The 19,641-nt window shown below is 47.4% G+C and carries 14 protein-coding genes and 1 riboswitch; of the genes, 8 read left to right on the plus strand and 6 right to left on the minus strand.

The annotated features are described in order from the left end of the window. Nucleotides 1–29: 29 nt before the first annotated feature. Both KV201_RS18385 and KV201_RS18390 read right to left on the minus strand, forming a co-directional pair. The gene (locus KV201_RS18385; RefSeq protein ID WP_226060156.1) at nt 30–2,606 is read right to left on the minus strand and encodes a glycoside hydrolase family 15 protein; all 2,577 of its coding nucleotides are present in this window, start codon (nt 2,604–2,606) and stop codon (nt 30–32) included. Nucleotides 2,607–2,894: 288 nt separating this feature from the next. Continuing rightward, on the minus strand, nt 2,895–4,550 hold the full coding sequence (locus KV201_RS18390; RefSeq protein ID WP_226060157.1) for an MFS transporter: 1,656 nt from the start codon (nt 4,548–4,550) through the stop codon (nt 2,895–2,897). A gap of 661 nt (nt 4,551–5,211) precedes the next feature. Between KV201_RS18390 and KV201_RS18395 the strand changes: the two genes are divergently transcribed. The 3 genes from KV201_RS18395 to KV201_RS18405 all read left to right on the plus strand — a co-directional run bounded on the left by KV201_RS18395 (nt 5,212) and on the right by KV201_RS18405 (nt 7,839). Continuing rightward, nucleotides 5,212–5,505: a YciI family protein gene (locus KV201_RS18395; RefSeq protein WP_226060158.1), complete on the plus strand. Its 294-nt coding sequence runs from the start codon at nt 5,212–5,214 to the stop codon at nt 5,503–5,505. Between the two features lie 135 nt (nt 5,506–5,640). Then, complete coding sequence (locus KV201_RS18400; protein ID WP_226060159.1) at nt 5,641–6,510, plus strand: alpha/beta fold hydrolase; 870 nt, start codon at nt 5,641–5,643, stop codon at nt 6,508–6,510. Nucleotides 6,511–6,831: 321 nt separating this feature from the next. Beyond that, nucleotides 6,832–7,839, plus strand: coding sequence for a class I SAM-dependent rRNA methyltransferase (locus tag KV201_RS18405; RefSeq protein WP_006086803.1), 1,008 nt, complete (start codon nt 6,832–6,834; stop codon nt 7,837–7,839). An 84-nt stretch (nt 7,840–7,923) separates the two neighbouring features. On the opposite strand, the gene KV201_RS18410 is transcribed toward KV201_RS18405, so the two are convergent. From KV201_RS18410 to KV201_RS18420, 3 genes are all read right to left on the minus strand, one after another. Beyond that, entirely contained in the window at nt 7,924–8,373 is a 450-nt protein-coding gene (locus KV201_RS18410) for a carboxymuconolactone decarboxylase family protein (protein WP_226060160.1), read from the minus strand. Nucleotides 8,374–8,410: 37 nt separating this feature from the next. Further along, nucleotides 8,411–9,325 carry a helix-turn-helix domain-containing protein gene (locus KV201_RS18415; RefSeq protein ID WP_226060161.1) on the minus strand — a complete coding sequence of 305 codons (915 nt, stop codon included), beginning with the start codon at nt 9,323–9,325 and terminating at the stop codon, nt 8,411–8,413. 370 nt (nt 9,326–9,695) lie between these two features. Then, complete coding sequence (locus KV201_RS18420) at nt 9,696–11,804, minus strand: glycoside hydrolase family 97 protein (RefSeq protein ID WP_226060162.1); 2,109 nt, start codon at nt 11,802–11,804, stop codon at nt 9,696–9,698. Between the two features lie 267 nt (nt 11,805–12,071). Between KV201_RS18420 and KV201_RS18425 the strand changes: the two genes are divergently transcribed. The 3 genes from KV201_RS18425 to KV201_RS18435 all read left to right on the plus strand — a co-directional run bounded on the left by KV201_RS18425 (nt 12,072) and on the right by KV201_RS18435 (nt 14,423). Further along, on the plus strand, nt 12,072–12,863 hold the full coding sequence (locus KV201_RS18425) for a tRNA (adenine(22)-N(1))-methyltransferase TrmK (protein WP_226060163.1): 792 nt from the start codon (nt 12,072–12,074) through the stop codon (nt 12,861–12,863). A 272-nt stretch (nt 12,864–13,135) separates the two neighbouring features. Continuing rightward, a complete protein-coding gene (locus KV201_RS18430; protein WP_226060164.1) occupies nt 13,136–13,666 on the plus strand; it encodes an NUDIX hydrolase in 531 nt (176 codons plus the stop codon). A gap of 148 nt (nt 13,667–13,814) precedes the next feature. Then, on the plus strand, nt 13,815–14,423 hold the full coding sequence (locus tag KV201_RS18435; RefSeq protein WP_226060165.1) for a tRNA-uridine aminocarboxypropyltransferase: 609 nt from the start codon (nt 13,815–13,817) through the stop codon (nt 14,421–14,423). 132 nt (nt 14,424–14,555) lie between these two features. Here KV201_RS18435 and KV201_RS18440 read toward each other — a convergent pair whose 3' ends face one another. After that, nucleotides 14,556–15,239, minus strand: coding sequence for a hemolysin III family protein (locus KV201_RS18440; RefSeq protein ID WP_226060166.1), 684 nt, complete (start codon nt 15,237–15,239; stop codon nt 14,556–14,558). Nucleotides 15,240–15,734: 495 nt separating this feature from the next. On the opposite strand from KV201_RS18440, the gene KV201_RS18445 reads away from it, so the two are divergent. Together KV201_RS18445 and thiC are read left to right on the plus strand one after the other, a co-directional pair. Next, the gene (locus tag KV201_RS18445) at nt 15,735–17,066 is read left to right on the plus strand and encodes a hypothetical protein (RefSeq protein ID WP_226060167.1); all 1,332 of its coding nucleotides are present in this window, start codon (nt 15,735–15,737) and stop codon (nt 17,064–17,066) included. Nucleotides 17,067–17,233: 167 nt separating this feature from the next. Then, a riboswitch (TPP riboswitch) is annotated at nt 17,234–17,332 on the plus strand. Nucleotides 17,333–17,533: 201 nt separating this feature from the next. Beyond that, nucleotides 17,534–19,639 (plus strand): phosphomethylpyrimidine synthase ThiC, encoded by a 2,106-nt coding sequence (gene thiC / locus KV201_RS18450; RefSeq protein WP_226060168.1) that lies wholly within the window; start codon nt 17,534–17,536, stop codon nt 19,637–19,639. Nucleotides 19,640–19,641: the final 2 nt, after the last annotated feature.

Here is a 19,641-nt window from a genome sequence, read left to right on the forward strand (position 1 = left end):
ACGCTATTTCAAAAAGCCACTTCAACTCGTTATTTCAATGCCGCTGGGACGATAGGGTAGTGATCCCAGACTTGGCCGTCGGTCATAGAACGCACCAGTTTGATGTATTCGGCATGGGTCCAGGCAAGCGGCGTGGCTGAGTTGGTGCCTTGTCCGAGTTGGTAATGGTAGCGAGTGACATCGCCAACACCGTCCCACGCTTGCTCGGCTAACATCATGCCCGCATTCGCAAACGTTTCCATGCCCTGCACATAGGTGTTTACCAACTGCTGCTTGGTTTGCTGGGCGTTATTGCCTGTTAGTTCGCCTTTTGCTTGGGCGAGTGCTAATTCAAAATGACCGCGCTCGCCGGTGAAGAAGGGCCAGACTCGGCCACGTTGATTGGCGCTGTTGCTGCCCGACTCCGCATAATTCTTGCCAGAAACCGTATCCTCACCGTAGCCATCGTTGCCATAACGTCTAAAGCCGGGGATTTTGCTGCCATCTTTAGCGGTAAACTCATATTTAAGGCGCAAATTAGAGTCAAGTTCAGTGTTATCAATCAATTGAAGGCTTTGATTGATCAGCTTATCAGTTGCACCGCGCACGCCATAACGTACTAGTTCTAAAAATCCGCCATCGAGGATCTGACGTTGATCTAAACCTTTTTTACCGTTATTCGCCGCCAGTGTATCGCCAGTATTTGGCTCGCCATTTGGGCTCAAACGTAAATAGTAGGGCGCGCTGACGCCTGCACTGTTTTTTAGTCGTCCTTGGGTGGTGACTAAGTGTTTTTCTAAACTATTACTTAAGTCTTTGGCGGCAGCAAGATAACGGGCGCTTGAAGTAATATCTTTAGCTTCTTTGGCGATGTCACTCGCGGCAACAAGACCGGCGATCACTGCGGCCGTTGTTGAGGGGGAGTAACCAGCCTGTTCTTCCCAACGCTCTTGCTGGGTTTTAGGCGGGGTGATTTGAGTGTGATTCCAATCCAGATTGACCTCACCGCCACTGATCAAGAAGTCCGCTGCACCTTTTAGCATCTCTTGATACCAGTGACTGATCTCATCAGGGGTGAGCACACCCGCTTGCCAGAGTTTCCAGCCGAGCATGATAGGCATGGCGGTTTGATCGAGCTGCACGCCAACCCATTCAATTTGGCCATCCACATGGGTCTTTTGCAGGAACCAACCCGGCGTACCCGTAAACCCGGGCGTCTTTTCGGTTACTTGCACTTTTTTCAGGTATTCGAAGGCCACTTTGGGCGTTTGCGTGTCACCCATGGCGAGGAATGCCATGGCACATTGGTAAAAGTCACGCGGCCATACCGCTTTATAGCCAGTACTCGGCACGGCTGCTGAAACCGTATCGCCCCAAGGATTGGATAACGAGGCGATCAGTGCGCCCGCATAGGTTTTATCTTCCTGCGCTTTCAAGACCATAGCACTGGTATACAGTAGCTTACCGCTATCTGTGGTGTTGTTGGCCATGTTTGCGATGGCGGGCAGCGAGCTTAAGTAATCGTGCCAGCCGACATGGGTGGCATCGCCTTTGTAGGCGCTCAGCACTGCATCATAACCTGCGGTTAAGGTGGCATCGGCATTGGCTAAACTCTGGGTTTCATCTTTACCAAAACCTATGGCGAGATTAAAGGTGACGGGTTTGGCTTTGATGAGCGTAGGGTAACTCGCAGTAAAGGCGATATTGCCAACGGTCGATTTATCTTGCGCACTAGTCGTTTGATAGGGCGTATCGAGTGTGCCGTTATCGGCCAAATCGGCTAGGCCATCAGAGACGCCGACAAAGCCTGTCGTTGCCTGCACAAAATTGAGATCGGATTTCACCGTCATCACGCTGCTGTCTTTGGCGGCGGTATAGGCCACCAGCGCCTGATTACTAGCATGAGTGTTGGCATGATTGTCAGTATGAGTGTCGATGCGGCCGATATCATTGGCGCCCGCGTTATCGATATGCGGATTGACATACAAATGCGGCGTAATGCCGTCTTCAAAGGCGGTAAAGGTGACGCGCATCATTAGGGTGTCGCGGTCGGGATCGGTAAAGATATGCTTTTCAATCCGATACTTACCTTCAACATCTTTATTGATAATTTTATAGGCAAGGGATTGCGGGCGACCCTTAGCATCGGTATCTAAATATTCTATGCTGCTGATGGTGTTATCTTTTTCGGTATCGACAAAGCCATTACCCGTGACCACAAATTGCAGTTCTTTGAGCTGCGCATTATGGATCAGACCATACATGGTTTCGGTTAAAATACCTTGGGCGAGGGAGAACCAAACGCGGCTAATGGGATTTTGCTTGGCATCTTGGTATTGACCTTGGGTGTAAGGCTCGTACGACGTTCCAATACCGGTTTTACCCGAAAATGCCCAAGTCGGTGCTTTACCCGGTGCGCCGGGCGCAACCAGATGCACATTTGATGCGGCATTGACACTCATGCTTGGTGTGGCTGAATTCGATGTGGGTGAACAGGCTGTGAATCCTATTGTCCCTAATAGACTTGCGGCGACGGCAAGCGCTAGGCGGCTACGCCTTGTTAACGTTTGCGCGTGACGGGTTTGGTTGGTGTGCAGATCCTGCTGCGGTGTAGGACTCGATTCCATCTCGTTCTCCCCAAATAATGGTTATATTTTTATAGTGATTGAATTGATATAAAGGCTTCATGCTGCGGTGAATCGCCAAATTGCCGAGTTCACCGCGCTTAACGTATCTGGATGTATGTCGACTAACTGACTGTTATCTAACGAACTAGCATCTAACTGCCTGTTACTAACGGCTTAGCATCTAAAAAGTCTCACTTAACTGTTCAGCACTTAAATGGGCGCAGCTTAATTGAGTACCACCTCATTGGGCGTCACTGCTCTCAGTGAACTGCTCTCAGTGAACTGTTATCAGTTAACTTTGTTTGCGGCTTTTGTGGTTAAGTTGATTTTGCTATTTACGGCGGCGCTTTGGCCATTTTGATCCGCAATCTCTTGCTCAACAAAAAGTACGGCAATACCAGCGCACATCATCAAGACGCCACCAGTAATCAGCGCATAAATAGGTTGACCATCGAACAGACCATTGAGCACTAAACCCAGCACACTGGCGGCAAGAAGCTGCGGGATCACGATGAAGAAGTTAAAGATCCCCATGTAAACGCCCATTTTTTGCGGGGGTAACATGCCCGATAACATGGCGTAGGGCACAGATAATATTGACGCCCACGCGATACCGACACCTATCATAGGCAGCCATAACAGGCTTGGGTCTTTAATAAAGAAGAAGCTAATCAAGCCTATACCGCCACAGAACATATTGACTGTGTGCGTCAGTTTGATACCGATACGCTTAGCCAGCATAGGAATGAAAATCGCGGCAATCGCGGCAAAACCATTGTAAGAGGCGAACAGCACGCCGACCCAATCTGCGCCGTCGTTGTAGGCTTGGGACAACACATCGCTACTGCCAAAATGGTAAGACGTCACGGCAGCTGTGGTGTAAATCCACATGGCAAACAACGCAAACCAAGAGAAAAACTGCACTATCGCCAGTTGATGCATGGCTTTGGGCATATGGAATAAGTCATCGACCACGCTAAATACCATGCCGAGCTTATTGCGTTCAGCGGGTTGTGAATTGCCCAAACGCAGCGCGCAATACAGTTGCAATGGGCCAAAGGCGAAAATCCCTAAGCTTAAGATATACAGTTGCTTATCTAAATCCTGCGCCCAAATAGCGAAGGTGAGCAGGGCGCCGAGACCCATCCACACGAAGGACGCAAATTGATAATCCTTACGGGTACGAGTGCGAGCTAAAGTTTCATCCTCAGCATCGACTTGTTTTGCGTTAAAGGCGGCTAACTCTTCGGGGGAATATTCTCTTGTCGATACGACAGTCCAAGTGACCGCTAGCAATAATACTGCGCCACCGAAATAGAAGGCATAACGCACTGAGTCGGCGATTTCACCCGCTGGTGCAGTATTGGCGACAGCAAAAAAGTGAGTCAAAATATAGGGTAAAGCTGACGCGACCACAGCGCCAATGCCGATAAAAAAGCTTTGCATGGCATAGCCTTGGGTACGCTGGCTTTTCGGTAAATTGTCACCAACGAAAGCGCGAAACGGCTCCATGGCGATGTTGATCGAGGCATCCATAATCCACAACATGCCCGCGGCAATCCACAGGGTAGGCGAGTGCGGCATGATAAAAATAGCAAGAGTGGTAAAAATCGCGCCAATCAAAAAATAAGGACGGCGACGGCCAAGGCGTCCCCAGGTTTTATCACTCAAATAACCAATAATAGGTTGAACCAATAAACCCGTCAGCGGCGCGGCAATCCACAGAATGGGGATTTCATCAATAGATGCACCTAAGGTTTGGAAAATGCGGCTGACGTTAGCATTTTGCAGGGCAAAACCAAATTGAATGCCTAAAAAACCGAAGCACATATTAAAAATTTGCCAGAAATTCAGCTCAGGTTGTTGCTTGAATGAATGCGGCGCCTGAGTCGCGACACCTTGATGGCTATCTTTTTGGTTAGCCTGTTGATGATTCGAAGACATTGAACTTCCTTTATGTTGCCGGCAGTATTTCTGCCTTGAGTGCTTATTGTTTTAATTGTTTTGCCGAGCAATGGATTGGCACTGTACTTTGCTTTTATGTGGATCGCTATTCATCACTGCTAAGAGGTTTGTATCAAAGGTATCCAGTAAAAGCCAGCGCGTCTCAGAACTGCTAAGAGTCTGATTCAAAGCTTGTTCACTATGGTTTCGCGCATGCTATGAATGAGTCTACTCCGTGAAAAAATAGCGAATATACCTCTCCCTCAGAAGTATATTCGCCAATAAATTCATTTCTAAATTGGACCTAAACCTTAATTAAAGCAGTCAGTCCAAAAGAGTGGCTCAAAGCCAGTCAGCAGAAAGAACTTAAGCCTGATAGCAATCCTTGTATATAACCCTATCAGAAACGACCTCACAGATTTCAAACCCCACAAGCAGAGGGTGAAACTAGCGGATTTATAGTAGCCTCGGCGTGGATTTGTGCACAACTGCTTACATACGTATTCATCATGGGTTGATAACTTCTGGTAAACAGGGGCGCAACCTGCTGTTGGCTATTTTTAACTTTGCAGGAAGCTAAGTTCATTTGACACTTTAGGACCGCACTATATAGTCAGCTGGGGGAACCCTATGCCCCAAACTTGTGAATAAGAGGATACCTATGTTTGTTGTTTCGCTCACCTATAAAAAGCCTATTGCCGAAGTGGAGTTACATTTAGCCGCACACATTGCCTACCTTGAGCAGTATTATGCCGCAGGGACTTTTATTGCCTCGGGTCGTAAAGTGCCACGTACTGGCGGTGTCATTCTCGCTAAGGCTGAGAGTCGCGCGGCGCTAGAGGCCATTTTGCAGCAAGATCCGTTCTGCATTGCCGATATTGCCGAGTTTGAGGTAATAGAGTTTGTGCCGACTAAAACCGCGCCCGGATTAGAGCAGTTAATTGAAGTGATTTAATAACCTTTTAGGCCGTCGTGGAGGCTAATATCGGCAGGTTAGATTTCGTAGCTTGAGCGTAAGGTGCCTAGCTGCTTAGATTGGTACGATTGAATCCGTTGAACTATAACAGTGGGACTCGATAAGTGGGATTTGATGGATCAAATTTGGACTGAATTACAACAGGCTCAGGTTTTTAAAACCTTTTCAGATATTGGCGAACCCGCCCATTTCTACCACGCCAATGGTTTTCCATTAGGCGTTTATGCGCCCTTATTGGTCAAGTTGAAGCGAGTGTTTAGCCTTAATGCACTTGAGTTAAGGCCGACATGGCCTGATGCCGGTATGCCACCTAAGCGCCGAGATTGGCAGCTTTATGCCGATGACTTGATCTTGCATATTGAGCGGCATTGCAGTGCGCCGATTGTCGGAATTGGCCATTCAATGGGAGCAACCAGCACCATTCTTGCCGCCAATAAAAGACCTGATTTGTTTAAAGCACTGATACTAATTGAACCTGCAATGGTATCGCTCCCTATCGCTTGGTTTGCTAAGTTAATGCCTAAATCGTTAATGAATCTGACCGCGCCCGCAAAAAACACCTTAAAGAAGCGCGATGTATGGGAAACTCGGGAGCAATATATCGAATATTGCAAAATGAGTAAGCTATACAAACGCTTTGATGATGAGGCTTTTATCGCCTTAGCTCAATTCGGGATTTATCAAAACAATGATGGCCAATTCATGTTGAAGTTTCCTAAACGATGGGAAGCGCATAACTACACTCAACCGCCGAATGTATTATCGATATTGAAGCAGATAAAGCTTCCCTGCGTCGCCATCCGAGGGAAACCGTCAGTGTTCTTTTCTGAAGCGACCTGGCAGCGCTGGCAACAGCTCACGCCGGATACAGTATTTTTAGAAGATAAGCGATATGGACATCTGCTGCCGTTAGAAAATCCATCTGCATGCTTTAGCCTTATACATCAAGGGCTCAGTGAACTAAATCACAAACGGGTGAAGTGAGTTTGAGATGGACTAAGAATGAAAGGGCACTCAGAAAACGGCTTAGGTTAAGAGCGCACTGACGCTAGCTAAACGCGAGCGCTACAGTTCCAGCTAATGATTATCCAAACTGATCAGCATGAGCGGTATCTGACTTTTTATCCAACCGTGATATCGAGAGATCTATGCTAAGTTCGTCGCGCCTTTGTTGGATCGGGCCAAAGCCTGCAATTTAGCGCTCTTTTGGTGAATTTATCCGATATTCTGCGACCTAGTTTGTTATTATGCCGTTTTCCTTCTTGAAACCTTACGCAGGTTTCCGCTGCGCGAGTCCCGCTTTTTATGTCTATTCAAACGCTGTTATCGACGGCTCTGGCGAAACGCCATGATTTTTTACAACAAGCAGAACAGGATCAAACCGATTGTTTTCGGGTGTTCCATGGCACAGTAGAAGGCGTGAGTGGCTTGAATGTCGACCGTTACGGCGATGCTTGGCTAGTGCAGAGTTTTCATCAGACCTTAACCGATGAAGAGTTAGCCGATGTTAGCGCCGTTTTGCTGCAACAGGCCGATTTGCCGATTGTGTATAACGACCGCTCATTAGGCAATTCCCGCGTATTGAACGCGTTATCACCCGCACTGACAGAGATCGCGAGTTCTGAGCGAGTCATGCAGGAAAATGGCATCAAGTTCAGCACTAAACTGCGTCATGAAGGGCAAGATCCGCTGTTATTCCTCGATATGCGCATTGGTCGTGAATATGTACGGGCAAACAGCCAAGATAAAACCGTGCTGAATTTGTTTTCTTACACTTGCGGCATTGGTACAGCAGCAGCCATCGGCGGCGCGACTCGGGTGATGAACGTCGATTTTTCTTCCTTTGCTTTAGCCACGGGCAAGGCGAATGCGGCGTTAAATCAGGTGTCCAATGTGTGTGAGTTTGTGCAGAGTGATGCGTTTCCGGCATTGCGCCAATTGGCTGGTTTAAGTGTGGGAGGGCGACGCAATCAAAAATTACCGAGCTACCCAAAATTGCCGCAAACCCAGTTTGATCTCGTGTTCCTCGATCCGCCGCGTTATGCCAAGAGTGCTTTCGGTATTGTCGATTTGATCAATGATTATCAAGGTTTATTTAAGCCTGCATTAATGGCGACTAAAGTCGGCGGCACTATCGTTTGCTGCAACAATGTGGCGAAAGTTGAGCGCCAAGCATGGTTTGACAGTTTAGTACGCTGCGTTGAAAAACAAGGTCGTACAGTCACTGCGCACACTTGGCTTGATCCCCATGAAGATTTCCCCTCGTTCGATGACAATCATCCACTTAAAATAGTGGCGCTGACGTTAAGTTAACGGCATAGCGATACCAACGGCATAGTGATACCAACAAACAGGGCACTGCATTAGGTGCCCTTTTTATTGTCCATTTATTTGCTGCTATATGGGTTGCAAGTGGAAGGCGATCGCGATGCGGTTCCAGCCATTAATGGCAATGATTAAGCTGGTGAGGTCGACAATTTCTTTCTCGGAATAATGCTCTGCAAGCGCCGCATACTGACTGTCATGCACGGGTGCTGTAGCAACTTGGGTTAAGATTTCTGTCCAGAGCAGCGCTGCACGTTCCCGTTTATTAAAGATTCCATCGACCTCATGCCAAGCGGCAAGTAAATCTAAACGCAGCTGTTCTTCACCGTCACTTCTGGCTTCCTCGGCGTGCCTTCGCTGACAAAACGCGCAGCCATTGAGTTGCGATGCTCTGAGCTTGACTAAATGCACCAGTAATGGCGCAAAGTGGGAGTCGCCGGCTGCTTTGTCTAAGCTTAACAGTGCGTTGGCGAGTGCGGGTTGTAGCTGATAAATTTGCTGGCGTGGTATACGTTCTGACATAAAAGCCTCCTATAAGCTGAGGCTTCAATCTAAGCGGTTAGCGCGACGTAGGATTGGAGATTTGCGACATTTTACGCTTTTTGTATTGTCCTGGCGTTTGCTGTGTCACTCGCACAAAGTGTTGATGTAGATGGGCTTGATCGTAAAATCCGCAATCGAATGCAACTTGCACTAGGCTGAGGTTAGGTGATTGACTGAGTAGGTTACGGGCGACTTTGACTCTGTTTAACTGCAGTAACTGCGCTGGCGACAATCCGGTTTCTTGTTTAAATCTTCGTTCAAACTGACGACGACTTAGGGGCAGTTGTCCGTAGAAATCCTCTAAACTGGCTTGGGTTTGAATAAGCTTTGGCAAACTCGCCTGCACTAAGCCAATCCTCGCGCATTCATGCCGAGATAAGGCCGCAGTAAATTGCCGCTGGTTGAGTTGCAATAGCCAATGCTCAAGTAATGCGATGCGTCGGGCTGGTTGATTGGTTTGCGCCAGTTGTGATAGCAGTTGATCCAATCCTGTTAGCTGCAATTGCGTCGCATCAATAGCCGTCACTGATGTCGTAGACTTAATATCTTGCAGTTCAATGCCGAGTAAATGAAACGCGCCGCCGGGGTGAAAGCGAACTATCAGCAGCTCGATTCCTAGCAAAAAGGCGTGGGAATGTCGGCTTTGACCACAGTGAAACAACACTTGGGGTTCTTCGCCGCTGAGCGTTTGAGTTAGCGTTGGCGTTGGGAAATAGAAATGCAGGCTAGTGCCGCCGTCCGGATAAAATGTCTGCTCAATGCTCTGCGGTAAATCAGTCGCTACGCGCAAATGAAAGTAGCGCTGCACCCAAGGGCGAAGTGGCGCTAAGGGTTTAAAATGCGTAAAGCCTAAGTGCGCGAGTTCGGTCTCGAAACGCTTAAAGCTGCGCATTTCTAATAAATCGGCTGTGTACCGCAAGACGAGCACCATAAGCAAGTAAAGGAAGGTCAGATTAATCTAACTGAGGCATTTTTGCACCTGTGTTGATTGTACGCATTTGCCTTGGGCTGGATTGAACAGTCTGTGGTGTTGGCTAGTTTGCGAGTGCATTTAAAGCCTGTGTATTCGGTTCATACCGATTTGTCGGCCTATTGGGCACCAACTGAATTTACGCCAACATCTGCTAAGACGCTTCGAAGAGGATTAACGTTTACGTTTTGTATTGGGATAAACCGGTGCTATCTGGCAATAAAAGTCACCAAGGACAAGGTACATCCTTGGTGACTTTCTGTTTTTTACTCTGTATTTTCACACTCGCTTAAGCAATTAAGTTAGCGCGCTGAACTGAACACGATGAAATCTAAAGTGCTTTAAAGCGTATTGCCGTACCGCCACTGCTGGCGAGTGCGAGGTTTAGACTATCTTTAGCGCTCACTTCTTTAGTCTCAATCACATAATCATAGGGATTGGTTTTCCAATCGGCTTTTGCGCCATCGCGGTAAATCTGCGCTTGATAACGTTTATTCGGGGAGAGGAAATCCAGTTTGACCGTGACCTTGCGCGCGGTTTCATCCGTGAGTGCGCCTAAGTACCAATCACCTTGATCCTTCGCTTGGCGGGCAAAGACCACATAGTCGCCGACTTCACCGGCAAGCGCGACACTCTGATACCAATCTGTGGGCACATCGCGGATAAATTGGAAGGCATCTAAGTGCTTTTCATAATTGCGCGGCAGATCCGCTGCCATTTGGATTGGGCTATAGAGCACAACGTACAAGGCGAGCTGTTTGGTCAAAGTGGTTTGCACACGGTTTTGCGCATCTAACCCCTTAGGTGCTAAGTCAAAAATCCCCGGGGTAAAGTCCATTGGGCCAGCGAGCATACGGGTGAACGGTAACATGGCCGTATGTTCAGGGCTATTTGGTGGGCTACCCCAGGCATTGTACTCTTGGCCGCGGGCACCTTCACGGGAGATCCAGTTTGGATAGGTTCGGCGCAGACCCGTGTCTTTGATTGGCTCGTGACTATTGATGCTGATATGGTGTTTCGCAGCTTCTGTGACGCTGTGCAGATACTCGCCCACCATAAACTGGCCGTCGTGCCACTCGTGACGGGTAATGCCTTTGTCATCGATACGCTTGATTTGGCCACCATCAGCGACATAGCCCGTCTTGACTTGGGTCACACCGTGCTTCTCATACAGGGCAAAGGCATCAGCCATTTGATCGCGATAATGGGTGACTGATCCTGCTGTCTCGTGGTGGCCGATTAAACGCACCCCTTTTTTCGCCCCGTAGGCTGTGATGGCGGGCAGATCGAAATCGGCATAGGCCTTAGTAAAGCTAAATTGATCGCCATTGTGGAACCAGTCACCGTCCCAACCTTCATTCCAACCTTCTACCAATACACCATCAAACTGATATTTAGCGGCGAAATCCATGTAGCGTTCGGTTTCGCTGGTGGTGGCGCCATGGGTTGGACCCGAACCCCAAGTATTTTCATTTAAGTGCATTCCCCACCAAATACCGACGTATTTCCCCGGTTTTACCCAAGCAACATCGCCGAGTTTATTGGGCTCATTGAGGTTAAGGATAAGGTGCGAATTGAGTAGCCCAGTCGCGTTGTCGGCAATTTGAATGGTGCGCCACGGCGTATAAAAGCCCACTTGAGTTTTGACGCGAATGCCATCGGACCAAGGCGTGAGATCGGCCTTAAGCTTGCCATCGCGCTGCTGATCTAAGGTCATGGCGGCAAAGTCCACCAAGGCGGCCTCGTGAATACTTAAGTGCGTACCGTTCGCGAGTTTAAAGGTGAAGGGCGTGTGGACTCTATCGACTTCTTTCAGCGCTGTGGTGCGATACAAATATTCGTAGCGATTCCAGCCACGGGCAGGGATCCACCAAGCGGTGGCTTTATCGGCTTGACCGACATTGAACTCGGTTAACTCGTCTGTAACTAAGATCGGCGAATTAGCGGGAAAGGAGGCTTGTTGGGCTAAGTGATAGCGAAAGCCAATACCATCGTCAAAGGCTTTAAACTCGACTTCGAGCTGCACCTTGCCGTTGCTTAATACTGCGGTCAGTTGATTGTGCTGATCGCGGATCCATTCCTGCTCGCCCCAAGGTTGTTGCCACTTGTCATCGGCACTTTTTTTCTCGCTGCTGTTAATCTGCAATCCTTGACCGAGTTCACCAAGGGATTGAAAAACTAAGCCTAAGCGGCTCGGTTCTATGATTGTCTTGCCGTGAAAATCGATTTTATATTCAGGGCGGCCAGTATCGTCACTCAAGCTGATTTGAATTTGTTGGTTGGGTGAGCTGACGGTAACGGTTTTGGCAAATACGTTGGCACTAAAGAGACTCGTAACCGCAAGGGCGATAACCGTAGGGCTCAATAGCGCTTGCGATAGCTTTTGGCGCGCTGAACGCGAGCCGTCAATTAACTGAATAGGGCAGGTCTTGATGAACATTCCTTGATCCTTGTTTTTATAATGAATGTGACTCACAGCATACTAGTGGCGATGGCTTTTTAACCGCAACGGCCTGCATACGTATTCACCACATTAAGGCGTGACGTAACAGAAGTGACGAGAAGCATTGCGAGGGCACGAACAAAAGATGTGGTTTGCTTTTGACTCGGGTAATATGCGCGCTTTCTTTTTGCTTAAAAATGCAATTTAGCGTGGGATTTACAGTGGGATTTATAGTATTTGGAGCCGCAGCAGTAAGGTCAAACCGTGAAAATTAGCCAACGTTTACAACAGATAAACAGCATGATCAGTGGTCATTACGATCATATTTGGGATTGCTGCTGCGATCATGGTTTACTCGGTATGCTGTTGCTAGAAAGGAGCGCTGCCCGCCATGTACACTTTGTCGATTGTGTCCCTTCGCTGATGCAGGCGCTTGAACTGCGTTTACAGCGTTTCTTCCCCGCTGACATATCAGGCCTAAATTCACACTTAGATCCAAACTTAGACCCACACTTAAACCTAGACATGGATCCAAATTTAAGTCGTCATACTCAGTGGCAAGTGCATTGCCTTGATGTTGCGGCTTTACCGCTCGCGCAAACCAGTGACAAGGATAAACAGTTGATTATCATCGCTGGTGTGGGTGGTGAACTGCTGGTGGACTTAGTGCGGGCAATTCTAGCCCTGCACCCACAGCGGCACCTCGAATTCATTTTGTGTCCCGTGCATCATAATTACTATGTCAGGCAATCACTCACTGCCTTAGGGCTAGGGCTTAAGTCGGAACATTTATTGGAAGAGAATCAACGTTTCTACGAAATCCTCCATGTCAGTACAATCGCGGCTCCAAATGGTCTGCTTATCAGTGCTACAGGTTCGTTAATGTGGCAGATGCTAGATGAAGCAAGTTTGCCGCGAGCGCAGCGTTATTTGTCGCAGGTGATTGGTCATTACCAACGCATGCCCACGCATAAGCAAACACCAGAGATTATTGATGCCTATCAGCAGCAATTGGTCCAGCTCTTGAGTGAGCATTGTGAGTTTGAATGCTCTTGAGCATTTTGCCGCTTGGGCATTACTATGGGCAGCAAAGATGAGCAACTACGATGAGAATCATACGAAAGAGATGATGCATCGCGATCTCGTTGTTAATATCATGGGTAAAACGATTTTAGCTTAAGCCGTTAATAATTAAGCTTGTAATCGCTAAAATCTATCAATCACTCGGACTGGACTGAGTGTGATTATTGCCTCTGCTACAGTTTTTGATCTGCATTTGGCACATTTTCGTTTATGCTGCGACTCCTTTTCGGCAAATGGCTACGACTATGCGTTTATTGAGAACCACCCAAGATCCAGCGGTAAACCTACAGACGGCACGCGTTTTTTATCGCAGAGCTGCCCGCGCGATTGTGTTATCGGGTGAAGACATTTTGCTGCTTTATACCCAAAAATATCGCGATTACAGCTTACCCGGCGGCGGGATTGACGACGGCGAGAGCCTCGAAGATGGACTGATCCGCGAGCTACAGGAAGAAACCGGCGCCCTAGACATTCAAGTGTTAGCGCCCTTTGGCCGTTACGAAGAGTTTCGGCCTTGGTACCGTGAAGGGGCGAACGTAGTGCACATGGAGTCATTCTGTTACGTGTGCCGTATCGACACCGCACTGGGCGAGCGTGGTTTAGGTGAGACTCGATTAGAAGCCCATGAGATAAAAAATGGCATGCGGCCTGAATGGCTTAATATTCATCAAGCTATCGCCCATAATGAAGACATTCAGCGCAATCATCCCCATAAAGGCCAATCAATAGAGCGTGAAACTTTTCTGCTAAAACAGATAGTGTTGGAATGTTTTTAAGTTTTATCACTTTAAAATCATGTGTTTAATATATGATTTTATTTCACACATAACTGAGTGAGCAGGGTTTGGTTAGCGATTAAACGTCGTTATTTCAACCTGATCTTTTAAGCTGATACAGCTTCGAGCCTGTTCCTAACATCGCTAGATGTTTAATGTTATTTCTCATTCTTTTGCCGCAGCAAGGAAGGCAATGCAGATTATTTTATTGACCCACGAACGCGAGTTAAGCCGCAAAACAAATACTGGCCAACTCGCGTTAGCCGCATTTCCTGAAGAGGTGAAAAGCATCGTCTGGTCGAGAACGGCACCTGATAACGATTTAGTGGCTATGTTGGCATCGCAGCAGGCTAAATTGTTGTTTCCTGCAAGTGATACTGAGCCCGCTGTGCCCATTGATCAAAATGCCTTAGATACGGATTTAGCTGAGTCGACGCTCTCGAACGCACAAATGTTGTTAGCGCCTGCGCAATCCACACTCATAGCAGAACAGCGAATGCCGAGCCAAGTGGTGATTTTAGATGCGACATGGCAGGAGGCGCGTAAGATGCTGCGCCAGAGCGCCTATCTTAAAATGGCTGCACGAGTTAGTTTGCCGCCACTTATGCCTGAATCCGCTTTTATATTGCGGCGTAATCAGCAAGAAGGAGGCTTGTGCACTGCAGAGTGCATTATTGCGCTTTGGCGCCAGTGTGGCAGAGCAGAACAAGCGACGCTATTAGCGTCGCTATTTACTGAATTGAATAGCCGTACTTGATTGCGATGTTCGAGAGAACGTTTGAGGAAGTGCTTGAATAGATAATTAACGACTTTCAGCTTTGACCCACAGATAAATCACCGTCAGTTAAATAAGAGCCAGTTAAATCACCATCAGGTAAATCATAGCCATTTAAATAACAGTCAGATAAATACACAGAAAATGACTCATGGCACCGCCAAGCACAAACAAATGCCAAATGGCATGGTTAAATGGAATGCGTTTCCCGACGTAGAACACAACACCTAAAGTGTAAAATAACCCGCCTAAGATCAATAGATTAAAACCTAACTCCGACATGGCCGCCGTTAAATCGCCCATCACAGTGACACATAGCCAACCCATGGCGAGATACAAGACTAAGCTTAACTTTTTGAATTTGTGAATAAATAGCGTCTTAAATAGGATCCCACCAATCGCAAGCGACCAAATCGCCGTTAAAATCACTATCGATTGCGTCCCCTGTAGGCTTATCAGCATCAAAGGTGTGTAAGTTCCTGCAATCAAACAGTAAATTGCGCAGTGATCGGCGATCTTAAGTTTATGTTTCCAGCCTGAATGGCTAACGCTGTGGTATAAGGTCGAGCATAGAAAAAGCACAATGATGCTCGCACCATAAATGGCAACGCCCGTTAGTTGAATTGGCGTTAGATGATCTTGCCCTTTGAGTAACATCAGTACCAATGCCACTATGCCTGCGATGACGCCTAAGCCATGGGATACGCTATTAGCGATTTCTTCTTTAATACTATACGGCCCAGACTTAGCAGGGTTTTTAGCTGGGTTTTGTTGTTCGATAACACTTTGACTCGACATAGTAGATACACACTCGCAAACGATAATGACTGAGTCTATCAGTTAGAAAAATAAATCACCATATTTAAGCGTACACTTGTAAGCTTAAATATATGGCTGGCTTCTATTGTTTTCGCCCTTTAGATTTTTAACGCCGTCTTGCATTCCCGTCAGCGTATCGCATTGATGATGTTATCCGCTTCAAGACGTAAGAGTTAGCAAGCATTTTCCCATCAATTTAGCGCGATTGTGATCTCAATTCCCAGCCTTATTTGTCTCGACTGACAAGTGTCTTACTAAGCATTGGCATAAGCACTGCGCTTGTAACGTGTTGCATTCGCGTTGAACTTTACCCTGTTTGCCTCCTCTAATCTGCGTTGAGCACTCGCAAGTAAATGCAATCATTGGATAATTCTCTTTCAATATTCAGCAACTCGATATTGGATTTGAGTGCAATTGTTCCACGTTAAGCATCATCGAAATCAATTGAGACTACACAAAACCTAAGGATGGATTTTGCCTTTTCAACGTCAACCCAAAGCCGCGCCTTTATTGACAGTATCTCCTACAGCAATAGCGATTGGAGATGATACTGATAGTGCTTTGCTTTTTTCGGTCACATCGCCAGAAGGCGAGACTTTTATTGCATTTGATCATCACCTCGGTGATCTGGATACTGCCCAAACGCCTGTTTTTACCACTACTGCCGTGCCGTCAGCGTTCAATCGCGGTGCAGGCCTTTTAGTCACTGAGCATGACACCCATGCTATATATCAAGAGCAGGCCCGAGATTTGGTACTGCAAGAAATCCATACTGAACATCAAGATCAACATCAAGATAAATTGGTTGCTGAGTCTGAATCAAAACTTGAACTGTCTAGGATAATACAAACCAGTGATCAGGCATTGGAGACGGGATCAGTTTTACGTGCTCGTCAGCCGTATTTCAAAGGATTAAGTCTGCTATTTTTTGTGCTCTTAGTGCATGCGTGTTTATTTTTACTTATCTGCATTTTGTGGCGCCCACAGTTAAATCCCTTTGGATTAACAGAAACTGAAAGTCGGGGCCCTAAAGTGACGGCGCTTAAAGCTTACTTTATTTATGCTCCCGCGGTAGAGAAGGCTGAAAGCGCTGCGCTAGAAACAGAGAGCAAGGCCGTGGATAAGACTGAGATGACAAGTTCTGTTACGCCTACAACTGTTCCCACGCCTGCAACTCAAGTTAAGCCTCTGCCAATACTTGAAAAGGTCATGCCTGAAAAAGTAGATCAGGGAAAAGTGAAGCCAGATACGGTTAAACCGGACATCACTCAATCGAGCCAATCTCAATCAAGTGCCCAAAGTGAAGTACAGCCCGCGGAAGTGACGGCAAAAAAACCAACTAATACGCTTGATACCACAGAAATAAAGCCGCAGCTTGGCGCTAAGAGTTCGCCCGCAGCAGAAGGTGAGAGCACAATAGCGACAAGCTCAAGCATGAGTTTATTCACCCAGCAATATTTTGAACGTCAGCGCGAGCAAGCGCTCGATGATCTCGTCATTGAACAGGCCGATAAATTCACCCGGAAATCGAATATGAGTGAAATGAGCCCTGAGATGGAAGTGTTATTTGTCCCTAACGCCGATGATTTCGGTGGCACAACGAGTCTAGATTTACCCTTAGATCCAAATCGTATTGTGCGTAAAGGGGATACTTGTTATCGCGTGGTACAAGTCGGCACTCAAGTTAATCCTTACGCCGAAAATTTAGGTTTCCCATTTGACTGCAGTGGCAAAAAAATCAATCAAGCTATTGATGATGCCATTCAATCTCGATTAAATAAAATGATGCTCAAACCCCATAAATAGTGACTTTCTTTTATGATCTATTTTCATGCTTATTATATATTTTTTAGTTTAATTTTATTTAATCAATTAAAAACAATGAATTATGAATCTTTATTTTGGATTGGTAGTTAAGATTTTTAATTACTTTTTTCCTTGTTTGTTGCTGCCGCTTCTGTCTATACTGCGCACTCATCTTGTCGGAGTGCCTCTTGGCTGAGACCGTTTATTCGGGATCCGTTGAACCTGATCAGGTTAAAACCTGCGAAGGAAACAAGCGTAATAACACATATTAAATCGCCAAAATAGACGGCTTGAACACCTGTTAACTCAGCAATGTTTTAAGCCTTAATGTTTAGATTTAATTGTTATTGAGCAGGGTAACTCAATTTTTGAAGCCAGTGTTGGCCACAAAAGTTGATTGCCATGTCCAGCTATCAACAACTCAATTCTCCAGACAAGCAACTCCATTTTTTAACGTGAGATTGCTTATGTCCAGTTCAAACCAAAACCCAGCTGTAGCTGCCAATGCGACAGAAATCACAGCGCCAGAATCGACAATCCCTAATAAATCGGCTGAGTCTAGTCAATCAATCGTGCCTAAGGCGCCGAGTCGCCGCGAAACCCGCGCGCAGGCCCAAGCCTTTATCGATACGTTAGCGCCACTGCAACATCCTAATTCACAAAAGATTTATCTCGAAGGTTCAAGTGCCTATATTCGCGTTGGCATGCGGCAAATCCTGCAGACTGACACCCTTGTCGGCGGAACAGATGATGCGCCTATCATGGAGAAAAATCCGCCAATCCGAGTGTACGATTGCGCCGGACCTTATTCCGATCCTGAGGCCGATATCAATGTGCGTCTAGGCCTTGGTAAATTAAGACAAAACTGGATCCTAGCCCGCAACGATACAGAGCAATTACCCTGCGCGACCTCAGATTTTACCCAACAAAGACTCGCTGACGACGGTTTAGACCATCTGCGTTTTGAGGCGGGTTCGAGTGCCATTGTCCGCCCACGCAGAGCGCTGCAGGGCAAACGAGTCAGCCAATTACACTATGCCCGTCAAGGGATTATCACTCCCGAAATGGAATATGTGGCGATCCGCGAGAACATGGCACTTGCCGAAGTACAGGATGAAATCCTCAATCGTAAAGCCAAGGGCGAAGCTTTTGGTGCCTTAGTCGGCGAACCGATTACCGCCGAATTTGTCCGCGCCGAAGTTGCCCGTGGCCGCGCGATTATTCCGCTGAATATTAACCATCCCGAAGCCGAACCTATGATCATAGGGCGTAACTTTCTGGTGAAAGTGAACGCCAATATTGGTAATTCTGCGGTGACCTCTTCCATCGAGGAAGAAGTGGAAAAGCTCGTCTGGTCAACCCGTTGGGGCGCAGATACGGTAATGGATTTATCCACGGGGCGTTATATCCACGAGACCCGCGAGTGGATCATCCGCAACTCGCCAGTGCCCATCGGCACAGTGCCGATTTATCAAGCGCTGGAGAAAGTGAACGGCGTGGCAGAGGATTTAACCTGGGAAGTGTTCCGCGATACCTTGATTGAACAAGCTGAGCAAGGTGTTGATTACTTTACTATTCATGCTGGTGTGCTGCTTCGTTACGTGCCGATGACGGCTAAACGCGTTACAGGGATCGTTTCCCGCGGCGGTTCAATCATGGCCAAATGGTGCTTGAGCCATCATAAGGAAAATTTCCTCTACAGCCATTTTCGTGAGATCTGTGAGCTTTGCGTCGCCTACGATGTATCCCTGTCTTTAGGTGATGGTATGCGTCCAGGCTCAATTGCCGACGCCAATGATGCTGCCCAGTTTGCAGAGCTTGAAACCTTAGGTGAGCTAGTCAAAATCGCGTGGGAATACGACGTACAAACCATTATCGAAGGGCCGGGACATATCCCGATGCAGCTCATTAAAGAAAACATGGACAAGCAGTTAGCTCACTGCGATGAAGCACCGTTTTACACGCTTGGCCCGCAAATCACCGATATCGCACCTGGGTATGATCATTTCACCTCCGGCATAGGCGCGGCCATGATTGCTTGGTACGGCTGCGCTATGTTGTGTTATGTCACACCAAAAGAACACTTAGGATTACCGAATAAACAAGATGTTAAGCAAGGTTTGATTGCTTATAAGATTGCCGCCCACGCCGCCGATGTGGCGAAAGGTCATCCGAGTGCGCAAATTCGTGATAATGCGCTGGCAAAGGCGCGGTTTGAATTCCGCTGGGAAGATCAATATAACTTAGGACTCGATCCTGAAACCGCACGTGCTTATCACGATGAATCTTTACCGCAGGAATCCGCTAAAGTCGCGCATTTTTGCTCTATGTGCGGCCCTAAATTTTGTTCGATGAAAATCACCCAAGATGTGCGCGCCTATGCCGCTGGCTTAGAGGCGGCACAAGCGAAGGCGGATCAAGTTGAAGCTGCTGACCAAGCCATGCAAGTCACAGTCAAGACGCCGCAGGAGTTGGAAGCGGCAATGGCGCTAAAATCGGCACAATTTGCTGCTTCGGGCGCCGAGATCTATCACGTGAAAGACAAGCTTGTCGCCGAAGCTGAGGAAGCCTAATT

The organism is Shewanella sp. SR1 (assembly GCF_020447145.1).
Lineage (GTDB): Bacteria > Pseudomonadota > Gammaproteobacteria > Enterobacterales > Shewanellaceae > Shewanella > Shewanella baltica.

Bases quoted from the DNA above. Each gene is read 5' to 3' on its own strand.
- KV201_RS18385 (WP_226060156.1), bottom strand. From the start codon at position 2,606: ATGGAATCGAGTCCTACACCGCAGCAGGATCTGCACACCAACCAAACC.
- KV201_RS18390 (WP_226060157.1), bottom strand. From the start codon at position 4,550: ATGTCTTCGAATCATCAACAGGCTAACCAAAAAGATAGCCATCAAGGT.
- KV201_RS18395 (WP_226060158.1), top strand. From the start codon at position 5,212: ATGTTTGTTGTTTCGCTCACCTATAAAAAGCCTATTGCCGAAGTGGAG.
- KV201_RS18400 (WP_226060159.1), top strand. From the start codon at position 5,641: ATGGATCAAATTTGGACTGAATTACAACAGGCTCAGGTTTTTAAAACC.
- KV201_RS18405 (WP_006086803.1), top strand. From the start codon at position 6,832: ATGTCTATTCAAACGCTGTTATCGACGGCTCTGGCGAAACGCCATGAT.
- KV201_RS18410 (WP_226060160.1), bottom strand. From the start codon at position 8,373: ATGTCAGAACGTATACCACGCCAGCAAATTTATCAGCTACAACCCGCA.
- KV201_RS18415 (WP_226060161.1), bottom strand. From the start codon at position 9,325: ATGGTGCTCGTCTTGCGGTACACAGCCGATTTATTAGAAATGCGCAGC.
- KV201_RS18420 (WP_226060162.1), bottom strand. From the start codon at position 11,804: ATGTTCATCAAGACCTGCCCTATTCAGTTAATTGACGGCTCGCGTTCA.
- KV201_RS18430 (WP_226060164.1), top strand. From the start codon at position 13,136: ATGCGTTTATTGAGAACCACCCAAGATCCAGCGGTAAACCTACAGACG.
- KV201_RS18435 (WP_226060165.1), top strand. From the start codon at position 13,815: ATGTTTAATGTTATTTCTCATTCTTTTGCCGCAGCAAGGAAGGCAATG.
- KV201_RS18440 (WP_226060166.1), bottom strand. From the start codon at position 15,239: ATGTCGAGTCAAAGTGTTATCGAACAACAAAACCCAGCTAAAAACCCT.
- thiC (WP_226060168.1), top strand. From the start codon at position 17,534: ATGTCCAGTTCAAACCAAAACCCAGCTGTAGCTGCCAATGCGACAGAA.